Genomic DNA, 19,920 nt, shown 5'->3' with positions numbered 1-19,920 from the left:
GACAATCTTTCCTGTCAATGCCGTTGACGAGTGCAATTGTCAAGAGCGAAAGGGTCGCTTCGTCCCAACCTCCAAATGGCATGCGGCTGTGGCAAGCGACCTATCGCCCACTACGGAAGACGGCGCGTCCCGCCCGCGACCGCCCGCAGCGGGGCAATTGCAATGACGGCGCCGTTCGTTGTAGCCATTGCGACCGCTTGATTTTTGGAGGAGACGCAGCATGGACCGATTCACTGGCGGTTGCCTGTGTGGCGACGTCCGGATTGTGGCGTCGGGACTCCCATACCGGGTTGGCATTTGTCATTGTCTCGACTGCCGCAAGCACCATGGCGCCCTTTTTCACGCTTCCGCGGTGTTCCCCCAGGATGCGGTGACGATCGAAGGCGAGACGCGCGACTACGCCGGGCGGTTTTTCTGTCCCCGCTGCGGCTCGACAATTTTCGGACGCACCGCAGACGAAATCGAAGTGAACCTGGGATCCCTGGACGCCCCCGACCAATTGATGCCAACCTACGAAAGCTGGATCATACGTCGCGAGTCCTGGTTGCCGCCGTTTCCGCTCACGAGACGGTACGAACGCGATCGTGACGCCACGAGTCGCTTTGAGGCGTAGTCGCCAGAAGCGGTGCGAAAGCGTTTTGGGAGGTCGGCACCTCACTCCGGGAGGCCGGCCTTGCGGAAGCCGTCGACGAAATGCTCGAGCGTCGCGGCATCCCGGAATGGCTCCGTCGCGGCCCAGTGGCGGGTGGTGAAATGCGGGTTGCCGACGAGGAACAGTTCGGCCTCTGCGCGCGCCTCGTCGAGCCGGCCCAGTTGGGCAAGGCTTGCCGCCAGGAAGCGGCGTGAGCTTGTACGATACGTCTCGTCCCTGCGCAGTGTCTCGACAGCGGCTTCGTATTCGCCGGCCGCATATTGCGCCTGGCCCAGCGTCAGATAGTACCAACTTGCCGGAAACGGGTTCAGCCGGAACGCCTTGCGAATGTGCTCAAGGCCCTCCTCGACCCGTCCGGCGAGGACCGCGATGTCGGATAATGCCGCCCAGGCATCGGCCTCGTTCGGGTCGAGCTCGATCGCCCTGGCGAATTCCGCATCCGCCTCGGCGAAGCTGCGCTCATAGGCAAGCAGGTAAGCCAAAACCCAACGGCAGCCGGCATCGTTCGGGTCGATCGACACGGCTTTGCGCGCCAGCTCCAACGCAACGCTACGGGACGTTTCGGTAGGTCCGCCGGAATGCACCCACCCCATCCAGTGGTTCATGGCAAGCCAGCGATAGGCCTCGGCATATTCCGGATCGAGCGAAACCGCGCGGGTGAGCATCAGATGCGCTTCGCGCGCCGTCTGCGGCGTGTCGTCCATCAGCTTGCGCGCCCGCACGCATAGATCGTAAGCCTCGAGATTTTTGGGCCGGTTGCGCGGCGGCGGCGCGCGCAGCCTGCCGAGCAACGCCTCCACGATCTCGCCGGTGACCTCGTCCTGAACGGCAAAGATGTCTTCCAGGCTGCGGTCGAAGCGTTCCGCCCATAGATGATCGCAGCTCACCGCGTCGACCAACTGGGCGTTGATGCGCACGCGCCCCGCAGCGCGTCGTGCGCTCCCCTCCAGCAGGTAGCGCACGCCGAGGTCCTGTGCGATATCGCGCACGTCCATCGCCTTTCCTTTGTAGGCGAAGGCCGAGTTGCGTGCGATGACGAACAGGCCGGAGATCCTGGACAGGTCGGTAATCAGGTCCTCGGTCAAGCCATCCGCGAAGGATTCCTGATCGGGATCGTTGCTGACATTGACGAAGGGCAGCACCGCTATCGATGGCTTGCCGGGCAGCGGTAAAGGTTTTCGCTTCGCGCCGAGCTGTTCGACGGCCCCCGTGAAGCGGTAGCCGACGCGCGGAACCGTGGCGATCCATTCGCCGCCATCTGCAGCCGGGCCAAGCAGCTTGCGCAGCAGCGCGATCTGCACGGTGAGGTTGCCCTCCTCGACGGCCGTGCCCGGCCACGCCGCATCCATCAACTCGGCCTTGCCAAGGATTTCGCCGGCTCGTCCAACGAGCGCCGCAAGCAGCTTTAGCCCGCGGTAGCCAACGGCAACGGGGACATCGTTGCGAAGCAGCGTTCCCGCACCGGAATCAAGCACGAACGGACCAAAGGCAAAGCGCGATCCCTGCATGCGGCGTATCTATAGCCCGTTTGGAAGTTTTGAGAACTATTTGGCAGAGCTTAATTACGACGCTGTTCGTATCCTGCAGAATTCAGCCTCTTTCAGGTCGAGGGTCCCCGGACCTTCAAACCTATGGAGGTTGCTATGAACGATACTCTTGCATCGGCCCCGCATCAGGCAGGGGCAACGCCCGTGGAGCCGGCGGAAATGTCGCGTCGGCACTACAGCCTGGCGACCACCCTGCGAAGCATTATCGCGGCCTGGGACGAGCGGAAACGCTTTCGCTGGGAACTTGAGCAAATGTCGAAGGACAATCCCCATTTGATCGACGACATCGGTCTGACGAGACGGCAGGTCGAAGCAGAGATCGCCAAGCCCTTCTGGCGGCGATAATCCTCGTCGCCGCAAGGTCGCGAAGCCGATGCTGCCATCGTCGCCCTTGGTGCGCCAAAAGCATCTCAGAACGGTGCGAGAAGCAGGGCCGCCGATCCGGTGCCAAAATCGAGCGTCAGCGGGGGCGGCTTTTTTCCCTAGTCGTCGTCGTCATCATCCGGGTAGCGGTCGCGATAGCGGCGACGATCATAATCCTGGTAAAGACGGGAGGATCGGTCCTCCTGGTAAACCCTGCGTTTGACGTAGGTCTCACAATAGTCGTCTTCACAGTAGGTCTCGGCAATCCGCTCACGCACAACGCCGTTGTTCGACGAGCTGTTCGAGCTTGTGTTCGAGGACTGACTGTCCGCGTGGGCAACGACCGTCGCCATCATCGTCGCTGATGTCACCAGCAGGAACTTCATACGCATGGCGGCCTCCATTTTTGGCTAGATAGCGCAACGCAAAGCCAAGTCGAGGTGAACTCAACGGCTGGGCATGCGGAGCGTGCACTGCAGTCCAGCCCACAGAAGTGCGCCGGACAGGGTGAACTGGGAACTCGTATATTGTTGTTGCGCCTTTTCTGAGATCACCGCTCGCAGCCGTCCGCCTTGCGCCCGATAAACTGCCCCCGCCGCCCCGGCTGAACAGCCAGAATCGGATCCACCGGGTCACTGGTCAAGGGGAAGATCATTCCGGCTGACCGGAGCAATGGAACTGTTCACCCCAGCGGCATAAGCCCTCTGCCCCGGCACAGAGCGTCGATCCGGTTTCGGTCAACGAATAGACGACCTTCGCCGGAGAACCCGGATGGACTTTTCGGTTCACAAGCCCGTCTGCCTCGAGTTCTCGCAGCTGCTGCGTCAGCATCTTTTCGCTGATCGCCGGAATCGACTGCCGCAACCGGCCGAACCTGCGTGATGTCGCGCCGAGTTCGCAGATGATGTCCAGCTTCCACTTGCCGGAAACCATCTTTATCGCGGTTGCAAAACCATTCTCGGTGGGTTTGTTCACCTTGCCCTCCTTACCGGCAGGTAACCACTTACGCCTGCGTACGTATTGATGTCGCGCTTCCCAAATCATAGCTCTGCCTCGGACGACAAGCGAGCCGAGCGCTGCGCCAATCAAATATGGGATGTCGGATTGATGACCAACAGTATTCCTAGGAGAAAGAGCATGACGAATGCAAAACCGGATACAATGCAGGCCGCCGCCATCGACCGGTTCGGTGGAGCCGAGCTGGTTGCTGTGCGAGCCATGCCAGTGCCCGAGGTCGGGCCGCGCGATGTCCTAATCCGGGTCGAAGTGGCGGGCGTGGCCTCGTGGGACGCGCTCGAGCGTGAGGGTCGCTACGACGGGGCTTTCGGAATGCCGTCGACATTCCCCTATGTGCTGGGCTGGGACTGCGCCGGCGCAGTCGTCGGCGTTGGCGGCCAAGTTAGCCGCTTCAAGGAAGGCGACCGGGTGTACGCTGCATCCATGCCAGTTCCCAAGGGTGGAACCTACGCCACCTACGCAGTGACGGATGCGGACAACGTTTCGCTCATCCCCGCCAAGCTCACGATCGAGCAAGCGGGCGTCATGGGCTGGGATGCGTTGACCGCGCTCAGCGGCCTGGAAGAGGTCGGCCTAAAGCAGGGCGATACAATAATGATCTTCGGCGCCAGCGGCGGTATCGGTCACATGGCCATCCAACTCGCAAAACGATTGGGCGCCCGCGTATTGGCGGTGGCTTCGGGCGATGACGGCGTGGCGCCATCGCAGCGGCTGGGCGCCGACGCCGTCGTCAACGGGCGCAAGGACGACGTGGTGGCGGCCGCTCGTGAATTCGCCGCCGGTGGCCTCGACGCTGCCCTTGCCACCGTAGGCGGTGAGGCGGCCGACCGCGCGCTGACGTCAATGCGCGACGGCGGTCGGGTCGCCTGCCCGCACGGCGCGATGCCCGATCCAACTGTCCGGCCCGGCGTGGAGCTCGTTCGCTACAACGGCGCCCGCAGCCAGGACGCGACCGACAAGCTTAACCGCCTGATCGACTCTGGCCCGTTCGACGTCCATGTCGCCCGTACATTCCCGTTCGACAGGGTTGTCGATGCGCACCGAGCGCTTGCCACCCACTACGTCGGCAAGCTCGCCTTGCGGGTGAGTTGAGCAAAGGGTGGATCCATCAGACATCACCAGGCGTTGCGACGGCGGAACAGGATTATGACAGCCATGAAAATGTGCTGGCGCTTTCCCATCCGCCGATCGCCGCTGATCTGCCAGAAACAAAAAAATGTGCTGCCGTTTGCGGTCACCGACTATCGGCTGCAAATGGCGCGTCGGAGAGGATGAAACTGGGCACCGCTATGTCATTGCTGCGCCCATTGATTTCTAAGATCACTTCTCGGAGCGGAGGATCGGCTTTGCGCCACGTGCCGACCTCAGCACCTCTAAGCGCGAACGTCTGGTGTGATGCCGGCGTTCGTAGGGCATCTCGCTGTTACATCGCGGTGACAAAGCACCCGCCACGGTGGCGTCAACCGGTTACACAGAGCAGGAAATATTTCCGGCCTTCTGGGAGAGTGGTCAGCGTCCCAGAGGCTGCGTGGGCGTGTCGTCGGTTGGCTGTTAGCGCGGCGACTGGAACGCTCCACGCCTCGCAAGCGGGATAGCGAAGTCTCGTAAAGGCAAGGTCAGCTGCGTTCTCCGTTCTGTACCGGCGACGGGCGGCGACTGGGAGAGATGGATACCATGCACACAGGGCGTCCGGAAGTTGGCAGGACATGGACGCGGGGCGGCCCGCGTGCAGGCGCTTGGCTGAGCGATGCAATGACCACGCAGCGCCGCCTCGCAGCGATCCTGGCTTGCGACGTGGTCGGCTATTCGCGCCTGACGGAGCGCGACGAGCGCGGCACGCTCGAGCGGCTGAAGATCTACCGCAAGGACCTCCTCGAACCGCTGGTCTCCGAGCACCAGGGTCGGATCGTCAAGCTCACCGGCGACGGCATGCTGTGCGAGTTCGCGAGCGTCGTTTACGCGGTGACCTCGGCGATGGCGATCCAGCAGGCCCTGGCAGAACACGAGGCGGAGACGCCCGAGGAAGAGCGGATTCGCTTCCGCATCGGCGTCAATCTCGGCGACGTGGTCTGCGAGGAGGACGGCGACCTCTACGGCGACGGGGTCAACATCGCCGCCCGCCTCGAAAGCATCGCCGATCCCGGCACCGTGGTCGTCTCGGGCACCGCCTACGACCACCTTCAGGGCAAGCTCGACTGCGGCTTCACGCCGCTCGGCGACCTGCGCCTCAAGAACATCGAGCGGCCTGTGCGCGCCTACCGCGTCGAGACCGACGCCAGCGCCTCGGTGGCTGCACTGCCTCCCCTGCCCGAGAAACCCTCGATCGCGGTTCTGCCTTTCACCAACATGAGCGGCGACCCCGACCAGGAATACTTCGCCGACGGGCTGGTGGAGGACATCATCACGGGATTGAGCCGGGTGAACTCCTTCTTCGTGATCGCCCGCAATTCGTCCTTCACCTACAAGGGCCGGGCGGTGGACCTGCGCCAGGTCGGACGCGAGCTGGGCGTCCGCTACGTGCTCGAAGGCAGCATCCGCAGAGCAGGATCGCGGGTGCGCATCAGTGGGCAGTTGGTGGACGCGATCAGCGGACACCATGTCTGGGCCGACCGCTTCGAGGGGGACGTGAGCGACATCTTCGACCTGCAGGACAAGGTGACCGAGAGCGTCGTCGGCGCCGTCGAGCCGAGCATCCGGCTGCAGGAGATCAAGCAGGCGCGCATGAAGCCGACCGACTACATCAGCGCCTACGACCTCTACCTTCGCGCGCTGCCGCGCTTCTACAGCATGACGCGCGAAGGCTTTGCCGACGTGCGCCGGCTCACCAACGAGGCGCTCAGCATCGACCCCAGCTTCAACTTGGCGAAGGCCTCGGCGCCTATATCCGCAGCCTATCGGTGAGCCAGTGCTGGCACGACTCCGACGATATCCGAGTCGCCGCGCGCATGGCGCGCGAGGTATTGGCTGAAGCGCGCGACGACCCCACGAGCCTACGCTTCGCCGCGCAGGTGATCGCCTACAGCGCGAAGGACTACGAGATGGCGCTGGGCACGATCGAACGGTCCCTGCTACTCAACCCCAATTCGACGCAAGGCCATACGGGCAGCGGCTGGGTGAACGCACATTCCAGCCGCCCGCTCGTCGCGATCGAGCATTTTCACAGGGCAATGCGGCTGAGCCCGGTCGACCCCGAGAAGGGCATCGCGCTCTCCGGCATCGGGATGAGCTACCTGATGCTCGAGCGCTACGAAGAAGCGCTGGCATGGGGAGAGCGCGCGCTGCACGAGATGCCGAACTACGGCTCCTCGCACCGGGTGGTGATCATGGCGCTGGTCAAACTCAACCGGCTGGATGAGGCGCAGGCGGCGGCGCGGCGGCTGATGGAGGCGTTCCCGACCTACACGCTCACCCTGCAGAGACAGATCAACCCGTGGCGAGACAAGGTGTTCGCCGAGAGTTACGTCGAGGCGCTGGACATCTCCGGCGTGCCGGAGTGATCGTCGCGGTTGCAAAGATGCCCTCTCCTGCGCGTTACGTCCGGCCAGGCGACGTCCCTTGATCCCGCGTCGCTTCTGGAAGGACAGTTCTCTGGCCGTACTCCGGTTTCCACCCTGACGAGACCTACCGACGGTCCAGACAAAAGTCGCCGTTGGGTCAGAACTGGACGTCGCGACACGATTTTGGAATGTACTGCCGATTGGCGCGCCCGAAGAGATGCGAACTCCTGACCCTCGATTCGTAGCTACTAAGGTCAAAATAGTTATTCTAAATCAATTACCTGTTAAAACATGGTTTTCCGGAAGCCCTGGAAAACCAAGATCTCGGATCGCCTATAGAGTAGAGGCTGCGTCTCGCGCACGGTTTGGGTCGTGCGACCAATCCAGCGGTTGCCGATGAGCAGCATGGAATCGCCGAATTCATGCGTGCGGTATCGGTGCGCGGCGAAGGCTGCGGAGGCGCTGGCGAGCAGAGCATCGTCGGCAAAGGCGCGCAGGAGCTCGAAATGGCTTTCGCCCGGCTGGTGGACGCCTGTGAGAATCGTATCGACCACGCGAAGCGGCGTGTCCCGCGCGACGCGGCCCGTCGCAATGCCATTTCCTGCACGCACGCTGCCATCGGGATTGGCCGCCGCCTCAAGCGCGCGCACGACGCTCGTGCCGACCGCGATGATGCGGCTGCCGCGCAGCTTCGCCCGCGCGACCTGCGCCGTGGTGTGCTCGGGGATGCGGTATGGCTCGTCGAAGGGAAGGCGCGAGTCGAGCGCGCGATCCCCGGTGGAGGAAATGCCCGTGGCATGCGTGAGTGTTGCGAAGCCGACGTCGTGCCGCCGCCAGCTTTGAAGCGTGCGCCAGTCGAGCGCAAAGCCTGCCGATGGCGTCTCGAACGCAACCGGCCGGGCGGCAATCTTCGTCCAAACATCCCAAAGTGCCAACGGCTCGGGAACATGCGCGTATTGGATCGGCCGGCCGTGCTGCGCCAGTCCTGCAAGCACAGCTGCGCGGTTGCCCAAGAAGCGCAGCTCGAGAAGGCGGGGATGGTCGAGAAGGCGCTCCACAACGGCTTCAAGCGGGCCGAGCCGAAGGCGATTGCCCGGTGACAGTGGAGGCGGCGGCAGCCGATCTTCGGTGCGCGTGCGGTGATCGCCCGCACCGAAGGCAATCGCCACGAATCGCGTTGGATCGGCAAGTGACAGCCAGCCCGCCAGGCGGATCTCGATCGCTTCACTGCTGGGGACATGCGTGCCGTGCAAGCTGGCAGGCAAGGTCGCGGCGTCATTGGCGACGACCAGGTCGCCGGGCTCGAACAGCTTCGCCAGGTCAGCGCGCGGCAGGTCGGTCATCGCGCCGTCCGCCATGACCACCAACAGCCTGGCGGAGCGCCGATCCGGACGGTCGGCGGCAATCATCCACGTGCCCCGGCGCGAAGTGCTGCGCCAGCCGGCAACGCGTCAAGCAGCTTTTCGATGATCTCGGCAGCTGCCAGATCGGGGTGCTTCAAGGTGGCCGGATCGGCGTCAGGAAGCGCCAGCGCGTGCAGCGGGGTGTCCATATCGCCGGGGTCGAGCGCGAGGAACCTTATGCCATCGTCTTTCGCCTCCTCGTCCCAGATCGCCGTCAGATGGGCAAGAGCGGCCTTGCTCGCACCATACGCACCCCAGCCGGGATAGGCGTTCATCGCCGCGTCGCTGGAGATGTTGATCACCAGCGCGCCACGGCCCTCGCGCGCCGACGTGGCAAGCGCACCGAACAGCGCTTTGGTCAGGCGAAACGCGCCGACGAGATTGACCGCAAGCGCTTTTTCCAGATCCTCGCACTCGGTGTCGGCAAGCAGCGCAAGGGGGACCGGCCCGAGGCTCGATGCATTATTGATCAGAACGTCGAGCCCGCCGAGGCTCGCGGTGACCTGCAACGCGATCGGGTAGATGTCGTGCTTCTTACCGAGGTCGCCGACAATGCCGTGTGCGCCCGTCTCGTCAGCGATGCGCTCGACGTCCGCGGCAGTGCGTGCGACGAAGGCGACGCTCGCACCGTGCGCGGCGAGCTGCCGCACAAGCGCCAGCCCGAGGCCGGACGTGCCACCCGTGACCGCCACGCGAAAACCGTGGAAATCCATATTCGTCAGCATTGCCGATGCTCCTTCCATCCGTGCAAGCCAATGCTACAAGCTCAAGTTAACTTGAGGTCAAGCGTTCATTGCGTGGATCGATGCCGACACGATAGGTCTGGCTCGAGGCGTGATCTTCCCTTCTCCCCTTGTGGGAGAAGGTGGATTGGCGCGCAGCGCCAAGACGGTTGAGGGGTGTTGGACGGAGTGCGGCGGTGCCAAGCTGGAACACCCCTCATCCGACCGAGCTTCGCTCGGCCACCTTCTCCCACAAGGGGAGAAGGGAAGAGGTGCTGACGCCGGGTGCCGCCAGCGTTCAGCTGCGGTATTGTTCGTCGCTGACTTTCTCCAGCCATTCGACCGGCTTGCCATGAAGGGATTCCTGGATAGCGAGATGCGTCATCGCCGTCGTCGCAGACGCGCCGTGCCAATGCTTCACGCCAGGCGGAATCCAGACGACGTCACCTGGCCGGATTTCTTCGACTGGCGCGCCTTCGCGTTGGACCCAGCCGAGACCGGCCGTGACGATCAGCGTCTGGCCGAGTGGGTGCGTGTGCCACGCGGTGCGGGCGCCAGGCTCGAACGTGACGCTGGCGCCACCGACGCGCGCCGGCTCGGGCGCCTGGAAGAGCGGATCGATGCGCACGGCTCCGGTAAAGGAATCGGCCGGCCCGGGGCCGGACGGCTGTGATCCAACTCGCGTGATCTTCATTGTCTCATTCCTTCCTTGAACAGAAGCTGCGCCAACCTGGCCTGCTGCAGCCAAGGCAGCGAAAGAGCTTGCCGCGGCGAGGACGTCTCTGCGGGTGATGATCATGTCTCAAGCCCCTCCGTTTTCGACGAGGTGGATCAGAGCAGCTTGTCCGGCGTGATCGGCAGTTCGCGGACGCGCTTTCCGGTAGCGTGGAAAATGGCATTGGCGATCGCTGGCGCGACGCCGACCAGCGCGATCTCGCCGAGGCCCTTCACGCCGAGCGGGTTCACGTGCGGGTCGTGCTCGTCGACGAAGATCACGTCCATGACCGGCGGCGCGTCGGCGTGCACCGGCACGGCGTATTCGGCGAGATTGGCATTGGTGACGCGCCCGTTGCGGGGGTCGACAACCGAGTGCTCCATGAGGGCCATGCCGATGCCGCCGATCATGCCGCCGATGCACTGGCTGCGCGCGATCTTCGGGTTGACGACGCGGCCGGCGCCATAGGCGCCGACCATGCGCCGCACGCGCGTCTCGCCGAGATCGGGATCGACGGCAACCTCCACGAACACGGCGCCAAAGGCGTGCATGGAAAACCGCTTCGTCTCATCTCCGGGAGCGACGTCGGCCGTTGCCTCGATGACTTGGCCGAGACGCTCCATGGCCTCTTCAAGATCGTTGGAGCCGGCGCGTGCCAGCGCGTCGTCGCGCGCCTTGCGGCAAGCCGCCTGCACCGCACTGCCGACGCTCGCCATGGTCATGGAACCGCCGTGGATAGGGGCGCGCGGCAGGCGGGTGTCGCCAAGTGTGAACTTGACCCGCTCGATCGGCAGGCCCAGCGTGTCCGCCGCGACCTGCGTCATCGATGTCCATGTGCCGGGTCCCATGTCACTCGCTGCGCTCATCACTTCGGCAGTGCCGTCCGGCAAGAGCCGGGCCATGGCCGAGGCGGGTGCATAGTTCATCGGATAGGTGGCGCTGGCCATGCCCCAGCCAATCAGCGAGCGCCCGTCGCGCATGGAGCGCGGCGCGGCGTTCCTTTGTGCCCACCCGAAACGCTCGGCGGCGGCCCGGTAGCATTCCCTGGTCGAACGGCTCGAGAACGGGAGGTCCTTGAATTCGTCCCGGTCCGACTCGTTGCGCAACCGCAGTTCGACGGGATCCATGTTCAGCGCGACCGCCAACTCGTCCATGGCCGATTCGAGCGCATACATGCCGCTCGCCTCACCGGGCGCGCGCATGTAGGTCGGCGTGTGGACGTTCATCGGCGCGATGCGATGTCGCGTGTGGACGTTCGGGCAGGAGTGCAGGAACCGGGTCGCGCTGAGCAGCGCCTCGGTGAACTCCTCGTAGGTCGAGGTCTCCTGGTGGCCCTCGTGCCGGATGGCCTGGAGCTGGCCGTCACGGGAGGCGCCAAGCGCGGCCCGCTGCACCGTGTGAGGACGGTAGCCAACGCCGTAATACATTTCGCGCCGCGACAGCACCAGCTTGACTGGCCGTCCGGCTACACGGGCGCCCAGCGCGGCGAGCGTGACATGCGGCCAGCAGCGCAGCGCCGAACCAAACGCGCCGCCGACGAAGGGCGAGATGACACGGACGTTCTCGGCAGCGATGCCGAACACGGCGGCGATCTCCTCGGCGACGTTGTGCACCCATTGTGTCTTGTCCCACAGGGTCAGGCTGTCGCCCTGCCATGAGGCAATGGTGGCGAACATCTCTATCGGATTGTGGTTCTCGCGCGGGATCACATAGGTCTGGTCGACCCGGAATTCCGCTTGTTCGAAGGCGCTGTCGGGTTCGCCTCGCCGTATCTCCCACTCCGCCGGTTTCCCGGTAGGCAGAACTGGATCGACGCTTTCCATGTCAGTGGCCGCCGCTTCGTGCCGGTAGGTAACCCGCACGACCTCCGCCGCGTAAACCGCCTGTTCAAGCGTCTCGGCGACCACCAGCGCGATCGGCTGGCCCTGGTGAGTCACTCGGTCGTCCTGCAGCACATGCAGGCGCTCGCCAACGGCTGCGTCCGGGAGGCCCTTATGCGGCTGGTAGGCGAGCCTGGGCGCGTTGGTGTGCGTCACAACCGCGATTACGCCGGGCGCCCGTTCGGCCTCCGCCGTGTCGATGGATGCAATGCGGCCGTTCGCGACAATGCTCCTGACGACGGCGGCATGGGCGAGGTTGGGTACCTCAAACTCGGCGGCATAGGTCGCGGCGCCGGTAACTTTCAGGCGGCCATCGACGCGGCTGACGGATTTTCCGATCAAGGCAGCAGTCATGCGCGTGCTCCCGCGATTTCGACCGCACGCACGATGGCGCGCTGCATGAGTTCGATCTTGAAACCGTTGTGGCCGCGACCCCGTGTGCCGTCTGCTGCGAGCGCCGCCGCCTGGCGGAGCACCGCTGGCTCGAAGTCGGCGCCGGCGAGAGCGGTCTCGACGTTCGACAGGCGCCAGGGTTTCGTTCCAACGCCGCCGAGCGCTACGCGGGCCTGCCGGATGCGAGCGCCGTCCGTCTCGATTGCGACTGCGGCCGAGACCACGGCGAACTCGAAGGAGGCGCGATCGCGTACTTTGAGATAGTGAGACCGCAGTCCTGCCGCCCTGGCCGGGACCGTGATCGCGGTGATCACTTCGCCCGGTTTCAGGACGGTTTCGAGGTGCGGCGTATCGCGGGGAAGGCGATGGAGATCGGAGAGCGGCACGGAACGGTCACCGCCAGCTCCTCGGAGCTCGACCGACGCATCGAGCGCCACCAGGGCAACCGCGAGGTCCGACGGGTGAACGGCGATACAGTTGTCGCTCGTGCCGAGCACTGCGTGCCAGCGGTTCTCGCCGTCCAATGCGGCGCAGCCGGAGCCAGGCACGCGCTTGTTGCATGCCTCGTAGCCGACATCGCGAAAGTAGGGACAGCGTGTGCGCTGAAGCAGATTGCCGCCCATGGTCGCCTGGTTGCGGACCTGCGGGCTCGCCGAATTCAGCAGCGCCTGGGATATCAGAGGGAACTGCTCGACCACAGCTTGATGGGCGGCCACCTCCGCCATCGTGGCGGCGGCGCCAAGCCTCAGGCCTTGCGGACCGATCTCGATGCCGTCGTCGAGAACTCCCGCGAGGCTCACAAGCCGATCCGGTCGGCGGACATTCTCCTGCAGAAGCTGCACCATGTCGGTGCCGCCGGCGATGTATTCGACCGGCGCATCATTGCGGCCGGCTTGAGGGCCGAAGCTGAGTGCGGCAGAGAGATCCCGCGGACGTTCGAGCACAAAGGGATGCATGGCTCAGCCCTCCTGCGTCGAGTTGGACACGGCAGCCGCGTCCTGGATGGCCGCGACGATATGGTCGTAGGCGCCGCAACGGCACAGATTGCCGCTCATCCATTCGCGGATCTCCTGCGGCGACCCGGCATGGCCTTCGCTGATGCAGGCGACGCCGGCCATGATCTGCCCCGACGTGCAATAGCCGCACTGGAAGGCATCGCGCTCGATGAAGGACGCCTGCAACGGGTGGAGCTCATCGCCCTGCGCCAATCCTTCGATGGTTTTGATTTCGCGGCCCTGAGCGAGCGCCGCGAGCGAGAGGCACGCCTTCACGCGCATGCCATCCATCAACACCGTGCAGGCGCCGCATTGGCCGAGGCCGCAGCCCTTCTTCGAGCCCGTCAGATGCAGGTGCTCGCGCAGCGCATCCAGCAGCGTCGTGCGCGGGTCGAGCGAAAGCCGGTGCTCCGTCCCGTTGATGCGCAGCGACACATCGAGCGGCGCCGTCGCGGCGCCGGCAGCCTGTGCCAGCGCCGGAGATATAGCTCCGGGCACGAATTGTTCTCCTAAAAGAGCACCGCCAGTCACAGCAGCCGCTTGCATGAGCTCCCGGCGCGTTATGTCCGAACTGGCTGTCGAAGTTCTTTGGCTATCAGACATGTCGATTGTCGCTTTCGTGATGATCCGCCAAATTCGCGGCCCAAGATATGGATGGCCCCGGCCCGAAGACACGCTGGGTGCGTGTGCGACGCTAAAAGCTTAGGGCGCTTGAGGCGCCTTGATTAGCGCCCGCTCCCCGATAGGACCTATCGGTCGGGGCCATGAATAGCAGCGACGCGAATGAACTGCCGCCGGTTCTTCCTTCATCGTCATTGCTCAGACGGGTTCGCGCCACCGTCCGGGAAATTTGCGGTGCTCTCGGCAATCGCGATCGATTGAGTGTGTGCAGTTCGCTCGATTAGTCCGTATAATCCGCACAAACTTATGGGGCGGAGCCATAAATGCAGCGCGGACGAACCGATATGCTTCTGGCCTTTCTGGCGGTTGCGCGGGAGGGCAGCTTCACGCGCGCCGCTGCGCAGCTCGGAATTTCGCAGTCCACGCTCAGCCACACGGTCCGCGATCTGGAAGAGCGGCTGGGCATTCGGCTGCTGACGAGAACGACCCGCAGCGTTTCACCTACAGAGGCCGGCGAGCGGCTGCTGCGCAATATCGGCCCGCGCTTTGAGGAGATCGAGGCCGAGGTCGAGGCGTTGAGCGAATTGCGGGAGAAGCCCGCCGGCACCATTCGCCTCACGGCAAGCGATCACGCGTTCAACGCCGTCATCTGGCCGAAGCTGGCGAAGCTCCTGCCGGACTATCCCGACGTCACCGTCGAGGTCTTCCTCGACAACGCACTGACGGATATTGCTGCCGAACGGTTCGACGCGGGCGTGCGAATGGGAGAGCGTGTTGCAAAAGACATGATCGCGGTGCGCGTCGGACCGGACATCCGCTTCGCCGTCGTCGGGACGAAGTCGTATTTCGCCAGGCGGCCGCCGCCAACGACGCCGCAGGAGCTGACCGACCACGTTTGCATCAACCAGCGCTTTTCCATCAATGGCGGGCTTTGGGCCTGGGATTTCGAGCGCGATGGTCGCGAGCTGAAGGTGCGGGTGGACGGCCAGATTGTCCTCAATGGCACCCTCGAGATTCTCGAGGCGGCGCTGGCTGGTTTCGGCCTCGCCTATGTGCCGGAGGATGTCGCGGAGCGTCATCTGGAAAGCGGCCGCCTGATGCGGGTACTGGATGAGTGGTCACCGCCCTGGCCGGGATATCACCTCTACTATCCAAGCCGTCGCCAAGCGTCGCCGGCTTTCGCCCTGCTCGTCGATGCGCTCCGCTTCTCGGGTTGAGGCAATGCAGTGCGAAGCGTCTTCGGCCAGGATTGACCGTTCAGTACCGCCGGAACCGGTCAGCCGAAGACGAACGCCATCAGCAGCTCCGGCTCGATCACCGGCGCCCGCACGACGTTCAATTGACCACGGTACCGACGTTCGCCCGTGCCGAGGACAAATCCGCTGGTGACCGGCGTTTCACCGTTGATGTCGAGGCGCGCAAAAATGTCGGCGACATTGAGGTCCAACGCCAGCTTGAGGTCGTGCCGCGCATCGTCCTTTGGTCCGGAAGGCAGTTGGCGCTTCACCAATTGCTGGAACGGAACATTGAAAGTCAGGATCTTCTTCGATGACGTCAAGGCAAATGCAGGCGAGGGGCAGGCAACCAGTATGGCGTTGATTGTCGTTATTGACGCGAGCTTACTCAACGTCACGTTTTCCTTCGCCTGTCCGCGTATGCAGGCTACCCGGATCGCCGATGTCAGATTGCCACTCTGTGCCTGAACTCCGGCTATCTCATCTATGAGCATGCCGATCGTGCACTTCCGGCTCTCAGCCATCTGCTTCAGCGATATCCAAAAAGCCCGCTCCAGACGGATCCCGCGGCGTGTTCCGCCACGCGCCACAACTCGAAATTCCAGGCCAAAATCCTCCTTGGCGAGCGGCAGGAGTCGCTGATCGGTATTGGTGGAGGGAGAGGTGGCGCTAGCGCTCACTCATGGCCTCCTGACGCGCCTTGTTGATCGGCTTCAAAAGGGAACTCAGGATCGTCTTGCGTCTGGTCTTGATGTCGACAGAGCAGATCACGCCCGGGATGATCGGATAAGCCTCGCCATCCCGTTCGATCGTCGAAATCGCAAATGTGATCAGGAGGCCAAGGCGCTTGCCAATGGCCACTTTGATTATCGTATTCGTTTCTACCCCACCCACGCTTCTGCCCGGTACTTTTTATGGCCAAGCCTTCTCACCGAAGCTTTGACAAATTATCCGACAGATTCTTCGAATACGTGAGTGTTTGTTGATCTAGGGCCGGCTAAGAACCGAATTCGGGCCATAAGTTTCGGGAATGTAGCAAAAATGGCACATAAAACGGGCGCTCGCTGCGGTTGCGGCAAGCGCCTGCGCCTGTGATCAATGCTGTTCGCGGCGCTTTCCTTAAGCCTCGCGCAATCTTTGCAGTCTATTCTGCTTGTCGATTGGCGAGGGAACATGACGCGCAAGCCGCTACTGCTTTTTGCCTTCCCGGCTCTCATTCTTCTCATTCTGGCAGGGGAACGAGCAGCGACGTTCCTGCTCGGAACCTATCCGGCCAGCCCTGCCCTGTGGCGGATCTGGCTTGAGTTGCGCCCTTTGGCCACGATGTTCTGGCAGCAGGTCGACCTCTATCTCAGCGGTTCAATGGTCCTTGATGCCGCTATCCTGATCGCCGCATCGATCCTCTGCTGGATGGCTTGCCGGACGAGAAAGTCGGCCGCGTTCTTCCTTGTCAACCACGCTGCTCTGCTCTTCGCCGGGCTGATGATCGCTTCCAGCAGCCATTCTGAAACAGCGAGCACGATAGCGGCGTTCACCGCGCCCAGCGGCCATCCATTCTCGCTGGTGCTCGATTTCACATGGCAGAACAGCCTGGTGCTGGGTCTCGGCACTGCAGCCTGCGCCTACTGTCATTTTACGTTTCTCAGCGAAGCGCGACAGCGTTCCGAAGCGCTCGCCGTACGGCTTATTGCTCTGCAGCGGGATCTCTAGGACCCCGGGGCACAGCCGTGCCAACTTCGTCATCCCAGGGCGGAGCAAGGAGCGAAGCGACGCGGCGCAGACCCTGGGATGACGAAGTTGAGGTGTTTGGGCTGATCGCAGACGTTGGGTTGGAGATTGGCGGCTGAAGGCCGGCCGACAGGGACCGTCGACAGTCCCTTTCAGGCTAAGAACCAAATCCTCTGTAGAGAGGAACTAGTTGATTTTCTTGTAATGGACCTTGCCGTCAGGCTGCACTATGCGCTGGTAGGAGGCGTTCGGGGGAGGGGGCGCCGCGGCGATCTTCCTTTTGAGCGGGCGCGGCACATCGACGATACTGGGTTCGGTCGCTTCATCGAGATCGGTGGCTGCTTCCGCCATGGTGCTGGTCGTGACCACGGAAGGCTCCGCAATGCTCGACATGTCGTCGTCACTGTCCAGGGGCAGCTCCTGTTCAAGCCGGGCAATGCTGCCTTTGACTTCGTTGAAGCTGCCCTGCAGTTGACTGTCCAGTTTTTCGAACCGGCTTTGAAAGCCGTTGTTGACCGCATCGAGCCGGGCTGCGATCCGTTGCTCGAACGATCCGAGCTGTTCCAGCCGCCGTTCGACAAGGCGCAGATCGTTGATGCCGCGGTAGAAATAGACCGCGGCGGTTATGTTCACCGCCGTGATCAGTAAGGCGCCGACGGCGACAACGCCGATCATCCTTGCATTGCTCGGTTTCCACGCTGGAGCTTGCTCTTCAGTGTGGGTTGCCGGCCCAATGTCGATTGCCGGCATATCCAGGTCGCTGATCATCGTCATTGGACCACCACCTTTGCGCCGACCGAGACGCGCTTGAAAAGATCGATCACATCAGTGTTGGTAAGACGGAAACATCCCGATGTTCCGTCGAAGCCGATGCCCTTGGGATCGTTGGTGCCGTGGATGCGGTAGAGCGTGTCGCGCCCATCCCGCAGCAGATAGAGTGCCCTGGCGCCGAGTGGATTATAGGGACCGGCGGGCACCATTTCCGGCAGCTCCGGCTGGCGGGCGCGCATTTCCCTGGGCGGGCGCCATTCCGGCCATTCCGTTTTCGCCCCGACCTTGACGATGCCGGTCCAGCCAAAGCCGTCGCGTCCGACGCTGATCTGGTAGCGCAGCGCCTGGCCCTGCCGGGTCACCAGATAGAGCGCCTTCTCGTCCTTGCGGATGATGATCGTGCCGGCCCGTTCCACGGTTTGGAGAGCAACCGCCTTGCGCAGGCTGGGGCCCATTGCCGGCAGCGGCGGCCGGTCCGACAGCGCGGATCGGGCATGGGCGAATTCCCAGGCCGGCATCCCCAAGGCAAGGCCGATGATGCAGGCGCCGGCGAGTCTCGGGACGGTGCGAAATCTACCGTGCAGCGTCATCGAGCCGCTCTTTGAACATCCGCTTCAGGTCCTTGTTGAAACGTGCCCGCCCATCCACTTCGGAAGGCAGGATGGCCCGGTTCAGCGCGTCGGTCAGCAGCGCATTGTCCAGGCCGACCGACTTGATGTGCGGCGCCTTGAAGATCTTCTCGAGTTCGCTGCGCGAAAAGTGGTTGCCGAACCATTTGCGCTTATGCTTGTTGGCGACCAGGGTGATGCTCACCGAATTGCCGCGCAGCTCGCGGATCTTCGTGTAGAGCCGCTTGCCTTGCCGCAGCGAGGCGACGTTGAGCTCGAAGACGATGAAGATCTCGTCGCTCGTCGAAAGCACGGAATTCTGCCAGGGGGTTTCGATATTCGGCAGGTCGATGATGATGTCGTCGAAGCGGTAGGCGACGAGGTCGAGCAACCGGAACACGAAATCGGCGCCCTGCGGCTCAAACGGCAGCTGCGGCCTCTCGAATGAATAGAGGGTCAGGCTGGACGGACGAGAGAGCTTGATGACGTCCATCAGTTCGACATCGAGCCTTTCCGGCTGGCCGATGATGCCGGCCAGGTCGAACTGGTTGAACAGGTTGAGATAGGCGCCGCAATTGGCGCTCTGGAAATCGAGGTCGACGAGGCACGTCGAAGCCGCGCGTTCGGTGGATTTCGACGCCAGGAATTCCGCCGCCGACAGAGCGAGCGTCGTGGCGCCGGCGCCGCCGCTGGCGCTGATGAAAGTGATGATTCGGCTCTTGGTGCCCTGGTTGCCGGTGTCGTGGAAGGTGACCGCGTTGAGCAGTTCCTTGGCGCCGAGCGGCTTGTGCAGCCAGTCCGAGGCGTTCATGCGAACCAGGATACGCGTCTTTTCAGAGGTCAATTCGTCGGAGACCGCGATCAGCGGCACGGTCGCCCACAAGGCGCGCGCCGCGACAATGCCGGGCTCGCCGAGCAGCTCGCCGTTGGCCAGGTCGAGGATGACGATGCCCGGGCGCGTCTCAGCGGGCGGACCGTTGAGAAAGTCGGCCGTGTCGGAAATCCTGACATCGTAGATGGCCAGCGCGTCGAGCCGCGTCGCCACCTCGCGCTTGAACTGCGGATCCGATGAGAATAGGGCCACCTGCTTTCGTTTGGTCGGCAGAACCTTGGTGTTGATGGCATTCATGGGGATATACTCTTCAGGTCTTCGCCCGTGACCGTGCTGAGCATCGAGGGCATGGTGAGGTTTCCGAATCCTAGCAGGCCGCCCAGGAAGAAGAACTGGAAGGTCCGGTTCTGAAGGCTGACGGTGATTGTCGGCACCGGTCCGCCCAACCGAGTCTGGTAGCCCAAGCCGGTGGCGGAGTACGCGATGACAACATTGTCGCGCCGCAAGCCAGGAAAGAAATGACACATTCCATGCCGCGTGCTGGGTTGCTGGGCAGGGGTGATTATCGGACAGGCGTCGTCATTGGTGTTTGCAGTGTCGCCCCGAAAGATGCGGCTGAAATTGGCGGCATTGAATGTCCCGCCATTACTGCAGGCCCCAGTGCCAGCAGTATAAGTGCAAGTGAATGGTCCGTAGGCCGCGGCGATGACCGGAGCGCCCGGCGTGGTCGTCGGTGCGGCTGTAGCTAGCGCGGTGGCAACCGGATCGGAAATCGAGGCCAGTCGTGCGCCGAGTTGCACGGCTTTGGTGGCGGCGTTCCACTGATAGAGGGCGTAACCGAAATCGACGAAGCCGAGGACAAGGGTAAACAGCAGTGTCGATACGATGGCCATGTCCACCATCGTCGCGCCGTCCTCCGATTTTGCGAAACGCCTGATCAT

General features: G+C 63.3%; 22 protein-coding genes and 1 pseudogene. 8 read left to right on the top strand and 15 right to left on the bottom strand.

What is annotated here, in order from left to right:
• Positions 1 to 220 precede the first annotated feature (220 nt).
• A complete protein-coding gene (locus AC0L2K_RS11010) occupies positions 221 to 613 on the top strand; it encodes a GFA family protein (protein ID WP_292549716.1) in 393 nt (130 codons plus the stop codon).
• A gap of 41 nt (positions 614 to 654) precedes the next feature.
• On the opposite strand, the gene AC0L2K_RS11005 is transcribed toward AC0L2K_RS11010, so the two are convergent.
• Complete coding sequence (locus AC0L2K_RS11005; RefSeq protein ID WP_473531356.1) at positions 655 to 2,160, bottom strand: winged helix-turn-helix domain-containing tetratricopeptide repeat protein; 1,506 nt, start codon at positions 2,158 to 2,160, stop codon at positions 655 to 657.
• Between the two features lie 135 nt (positions 2,161 to 2,295).
• On the opposite strand from AC0L2K_RS11005, the gene AC0L2K_RS11000 reads away from it, so the two are divergent.
• Positions 2,296 to 2,544: a DUF1127 domain-containing protein gene (locus AC0L2K_RS11000; RefSeq protein ID WP_473531355.1), complete on the top strand. Its 249-nt coding sequence runs from the start codon at positions 2,296 to 2,298 to the stop codon at positions 2,542 to 2,544.
• Between the two features lie 137 nt (positions 2,545 to 2,681).
• On the opposite strand, the gene AC0L2K_RS10995 is transcribed toward AC0L2K_RS11000, so the two are convergent.
• Entirely contained in the window at positions 2,682 to 2,954 is a 273-nt protein-coding gene (locus AC0L2K_RS10995; protein ID WP_473531354.1) for a hypothetical protein, read from the bottom strand.
• 259 nt (positions 2,955 to 3,213) lie between these two features.
• Positions 3,214 to 3,606 carry a winged helix-turn-helix transcriptional regulator gene (locus tag AC0L2K_RS10990; RefSeq protein ID WP_473531353.1) on the bottom strand — a complete coding sequence of 131 codons (393 nt, stop codon included), beginning with the start codon at positions 3,604 to 3,606 and terminating at the stop codon, positions 3,214 to 3,216.
• Between the two features lie 93 nt (positions 3,607 to 3,699).
• Between AC0L2K_RS10990 and AC0L2K_RS10985 the strand changes: the two genes are divergently transcribed.
• The 4 genes from AC0L2K_RS10985 to AC0L2K_RS10970 all read left to right on the top strand — a co-directional run bounded on the left by AC0L2K_RS10985 (position 3,700) and on the right by AC0L2K_RS10970 (position 7,076).
• Positions 3,700 to 4,671 carry a quinone oxidoreductase family protein gene (locus tag AC0L2K_RS10985; protein WP_473531352.1) on the top strand — a complete coding sequence of 324 codons (972 nt, stop codon included), beginning with the start codon at positions 3,700 to 3,702 and terminating at the stop codon, positions 4,669 to 4,671.
• 54 nt (positions 4,672 to 4,725) lie between these two features.
• Positions 4,726 to 4,854: a hypothetical protein gene (locus tag AC0L2K_RS10980; RefSeq protein ID WP_473531351.1), complete on the top strand. Its 129-nt coding sequence runs from the start codon at positions 4,726 to 4,728 to the stop codon at positions 4,852 to 4,854.
• A 477-nt stretch (positions 4,855 to 5,331) separates the two neighbouring features.
• Positions 5,332 to 6,480: an adenylate/guanylate cyclase domain-containing protein gene (locus tag AC0L2K_RS10975; RefSeq protein WP_473531350.1), complete on the top strand. Its 1,149-nt coding sequence runs from the start codon at positions 5,332 to 5,334 to the stop codon at positions 6,478 to 6,480.
• The gene (locus AC0L2K_RS10970) at positions 6,477 to 7,076 is read left to right on the top strand and encodes a tetratricopeptide repeat protein (protein ID WP_473531349.1); all 600 of its coding nucleotides are present in this window, start codon (positions 6,477 to 6,479) and stop codon (positions 7,074 to 7,076) included. The genes AC0L2K_RS10975 and AC0L2K_RS10970 overlap by 4 nt, the downstream gene beginning before the upstream one ends.
• 284 nt (positions 7,077 to 7,360) lie before the next feature.
• On the opposite strand, the gene AC0L2K_RS10965 is transcribed toward AC0L2K_RS10970, so the two are convergent.
• The 6 genes from AC0L2K_RS10965 to AC0L2K_RS10940 form a co-directional block, all read right to left on the bottom strand.
• The gene (locus AC0L2K_RS10965; protein ID WP_473531348.1) at positions 7,361 to 8,485 is read right to left on the bottom strand and encodes an S-adenosylmethionine:tRNA ribosyltransferase-isomerase; all 1,125 of its coding nucleotides are present in this window, start codon (positions 8,483 to 8,485) and stop codon (positions 7,361 to 7,363) included.
• Complete coding sequence (locus tag AC0L2K_RS10960) at positions 8,482 to 9,204, bottom strand: SDR family NAD(P)-dependent oxidoreductase (protein WP_473531347.1); 723 nt, start codon at positions 9,202 to 9,204, stop codon at positions 8,482 to 8,484. Before AC0L2K_RS10960 ends, AC0L2K_RS10965 begins: the two co-directional genes overlap by 4 nt.
• Positions 9,205 to 9,499: 295 nt before the next feature.
• Positions 9,500 to 9,895 carry a (R)-mandelonitrile lyase gene (locus AC0L2K_RS10955; protein WP_287238409.1) on the bottom strand — a complete coding sequence of 132 codons (396 nt, stop codon included), beginning with the start codon at positions 9,893 to 9,895 and terminating at the stop codon, positions 9,500 to 9,502.
• A 137-nt stretch (positions 9,896 to 10,032) separates the two neighbouring features.
• Positions 10,033 to 12,150 (bottom strand): xanthine dehydrogenase family protein molybdopterin-binding subunit, encoded by a 2,118-nt coding sequence (locus AC0L2K_RS10950; protein WP_473531346.1) that lies wholly within the window; start codon positions 12,148 to 12,150, stop codon positions 10,033 to 10,035.
• Positions 12,147 to 13,145 carry an FAD binding domain-containing protein gene (locus AC0L2K_RS10945; protein WP_473531345.1) on the bottom strand — a complete coding sequence of 333 codons (999 nt, stop codon included), beginning with the start codon at positions 13,143 to 13,145 and terminating at the stop codon, positions 12,147 to 12,149. The genes AC0L2K_RS10950 and AC0L2K_RS10945 overlap by 4 nt, the downstream gene beginning before the upstream one ends.
• 3 nt (positions 13,146 to 13,148) lie before the next feature.
• Positions 13,149 to 13,787 (bottom strand): (2Fe-2S)-binding protein, encoded by a 639-nt coding sequence (locus AC0L2K_RS10940; RefSeq protein WP_027152089.1) that lies wholly within the window; start codon positions 13,785 to 13,787, stop codon positions 13,149 to 13,151.
• 341 nt (positions 13,788 to 14,128) lie between these two features.
• On the opposite strand from AC0L2K_RS10940, the gene AC0L2K_RS10935 reads away from it, so the two are divergent.
• On the top strand, positions 14,129 to 15,022 hold the full coding sequence (locus AC0L2K_RS10935; protein ID WP_287051231.1) for a LysR family transcriptional regulator: 894 nt from the start codon (positions 14,129 to 14,131) through the stop codon (positions 15,020 to 15,022).
• Between the two features lie 59 nt (positions 15,023 to 15,081).
• On the opposite strand, the gene AC0L2K_RS10930 is transcribed toward AC0L2K_RS10935, so the two are convergent.
• The gene (locus AC0L2K_RS10930) at positions 15,082 to 15,720 is read right to left on the bottom strand and encodes a ribbon-helix-helix domain-containing protein (RefSeq protein ID WP_027152091.1); all 639 of its coding nucleotides are present in this window, start codon (positions 15,718 to 15,720) and stop codon (positions 15,082 to 15,084) included.
• Positions 15,710 to 15,856: pseudogene (locus AC0L2K_RS10925) on the bottom strand (HlyD family type I secretion periplasmic adaptor subunit); the annotation flags it as partial. The gene AC0L2K_RS10930 and the pseudogene AC0L2K_RS10925, both read right to left, overlap by 11 nt.
• Positions 15,857 to 16,138: 282 nt before the next feature.
• On the opposite strand from AC0L2K_RS10925, the gene AC0L2K_RS10920 reads away from it, so the two are divergent.
• Positions 16,139 to 16,750 (top strand): hypothetical protein, encoded by a 612-nt coding sequence (locus tag AC0L2K_RS10920; RefSeq protein WP_473531344.1) that lies wholly within the window; start codon positions 16,139 to 16,141, stop codon positions 16,748 to 16,750.
• A 204-nt stretch (positions 16,751 to 16,954) separates the two neighbouring features.
• On the opposite strand, the gene AC0L2K_RS10915 is transcribed toward AC0L2K_RS10920, so the two are convergent.
• The 4 genes from AC0L2K_RS10915 to AC0L2K_RS10900 are packed head-to-tail and all read right to left on the bottom strand — an operon-like array spanning position 16,955 to position 19,920.
• Complete coding sequence (locus tag AC0L2K_RS10915) at positions 16,955 to 17,542, bottom strand: hypothetical protein (RefSeq protein ID WP_473531343.1); 588 nt, start codon at positions 17,540 to 17,542, stop codon at positions 16,955 to 16,957.
• A complete protein-coding gene (locus AC0L2K_RS10910; RefSeq protein ID WP_473531342.1) occupies positions 17,539 to 18,129 on the bottom strand; it encodes a L,D-transpeptidase in 591 nt (196 codons plus the stop codon). The genes AC0L2K_RS10915 and AC0L2K_RS10910 overlap by 4 nt, the downstream gene beginning before the upstream one ends.
• Entirely contained in the window at positions 18,113 to 19,276 is a 1,164-nt protein-coding gene (locus AC0L2K_RS10905; protein WP_473531341.1) for a CpaE/TadZ family protein, read from the bottom strand. Before AC0L2K_RS10905 ends, AC0L2K_RS10910 begins: the two co-directional genes overlap by 17 nt.
• Positions 19,273 to 19,920 (bottom strand): TadE/TadG family type IV pilus assembly protein, encoded by a 648-nt coding sequence (locus tag AC0L2K_RS10900; protein ID WP_473531340.1) that lies wholly within the window; start codon positions 19,918 to 19,920, stop codon positions 19,273 to 19,275. Before AC0L2K_RS10900 ends, AC0L2K_RS10905 begins: the two co-directional genes overlap by 4 nt.

The organism is Mesorhizobium sp. WSM4817 (assembly GCF_055811135.1).
The sequence above is the reverse complement of the archived record's forward strand: the minus strand, read 5'-3'. Positions and strand labels throughout refer to the sequence as shown.

Coding starts and splice junctions, on each gene's coding strand:
- AC0L2K_RS10945 (WP_473531345.1), bottom strand. CDS start 13,145: ATGCATCCCTTTGTGCTCGAACGTCCGCGGGATCTCTCTGCCGCACTC.
- AC0L2K_RS10960 (WP_473531347.1), bottom strand. CDS start 9,204: ATGCTGACGAATATGGATTTCCACGGTTTTCGCGTGGCGGTCACGGGT.
- AC0L2K_RS10965 (WP_473531348.1), bottom strand. CDS start 8,485: ATGATTGCCGCCGACCGTCCGGATCGGCGCTCCGCCAGGCTGTTGGTG.
- AC0L2K_RS10950 (WP_473531346.1), bottom strand. CDS start 12,150: ATGACTGCTGCCTTGATCGGAAAATCCGTCAGCCGCGTCGATGGCCGC.
- AC0L2K_RS10985 (WP_473531352.1), top strand. CDS start 3,700: ATGACGAATGCAAAACCGGATACAATGCAGGCCGCCGCCATCGACCGG.
- AC0L2K_RS11000 (WP_473531355.1), top strand. CDS start 2,296: ATGAACGATACTCTTGCATCGGCCCCGCATCAGGCAGGGGCAACGCCC.
- AC0L2K_RS10900 (WP_473531340.1), bottom strand. CDS start 19,920: ATGATCAGGCGTTTCGCAAAATCGGAGGACGGCGCGACGATGGTGGAC.
- AC0L2K_RS10955 (WP_287238409.1), bottom strand. CDS start 9,895: ATGAAGATCACGCGAGTTGGATCACAGCCGTCCGGCCCCGGGCCGGCC.
- AC0L2K_RS10995 (WP_473531354.1), bottom strand. CDS start 2,954: ATGCGTATGAAGTTCCTGCTGGTGACATCAGCGACGATGATGGCGACG.
- AC0L2K_RS10935 (WP_287051231.1), top strand. CDS start 14,129: ATGCAGCGCGGACGAACCGATATGCTTCTGGCCTTTCTGGCGGTTGCG.
- AC0L2K_RS10920 (WP_473531344.1), top strand. CDS start 16,139: ATGCTGTTCGCGGCGCTTTCCTTAAGCCTCGCGCAATCTTTGCAGTCT.
- AC0L2K_RS10990 (WP_473531353.1), bottom strand. CDS start 3,606: ATGATTTGGGAAGCGCGACATCAATACGTACGCAGGCGTAAGTGGTTA.
- AC0L2K_RS11005 (WP_473531356.1), bottom strand. CDS start 2,160: ATGCAGGGATCGCGCTTTGCCTTTGGTCCGTTCGTGCTTGATTCCGGT.
- AC0L2K_RS10980 (WP_473531351.1), top strand. CDS start 4,726: ATGACAGCCATGAAAATGTGCTGGCGCTTTCCCATCCGCCGATCGCCG.
- AC0L2K_RS11010 (WP_292549716.1), top strand. CDS start 221: ATGGACCGATTCACTGGCGGTTGCCTGTGTGGCGACGTCCGGATTGTG.
- AC0L2K_RS10905 (WP_473531341.1), bottom strand. CDS start 19,276: ATGAATGCCATCAACACCAAGGTTCTGCCGACCAAACGAAAGCAGGTG.
- AC0L2K_RS10975 (WP_473531350.1), top strand. CDS start 5,332: ATGACCACGCAGCGCCGCCTCGCAGCGATCCTGGCTTGCGACGTGGTC.
- AC0L2K_RS10915 (WP_473531343.1), bottom strand. CDS start 17,542: ATGACGATGATCAGCGACCTGGATATGCCGGCAATCGACATTGGGCCG.
- AC0L2K_RS10940 (WP_027152089.1), bottom strand. CDS start 13,787: ATGTCTGATAGCCAAAGAACTTCGACAGCCAGTTCGGACATAACGCGC.
- AC0L2K_RS10910 (WP_473531342.1), bottom strand. CDS start 18,129: ATGACGCTGCACGGTAGATTTCGCACCGTCCCGAGACTCGCCGGCGCC.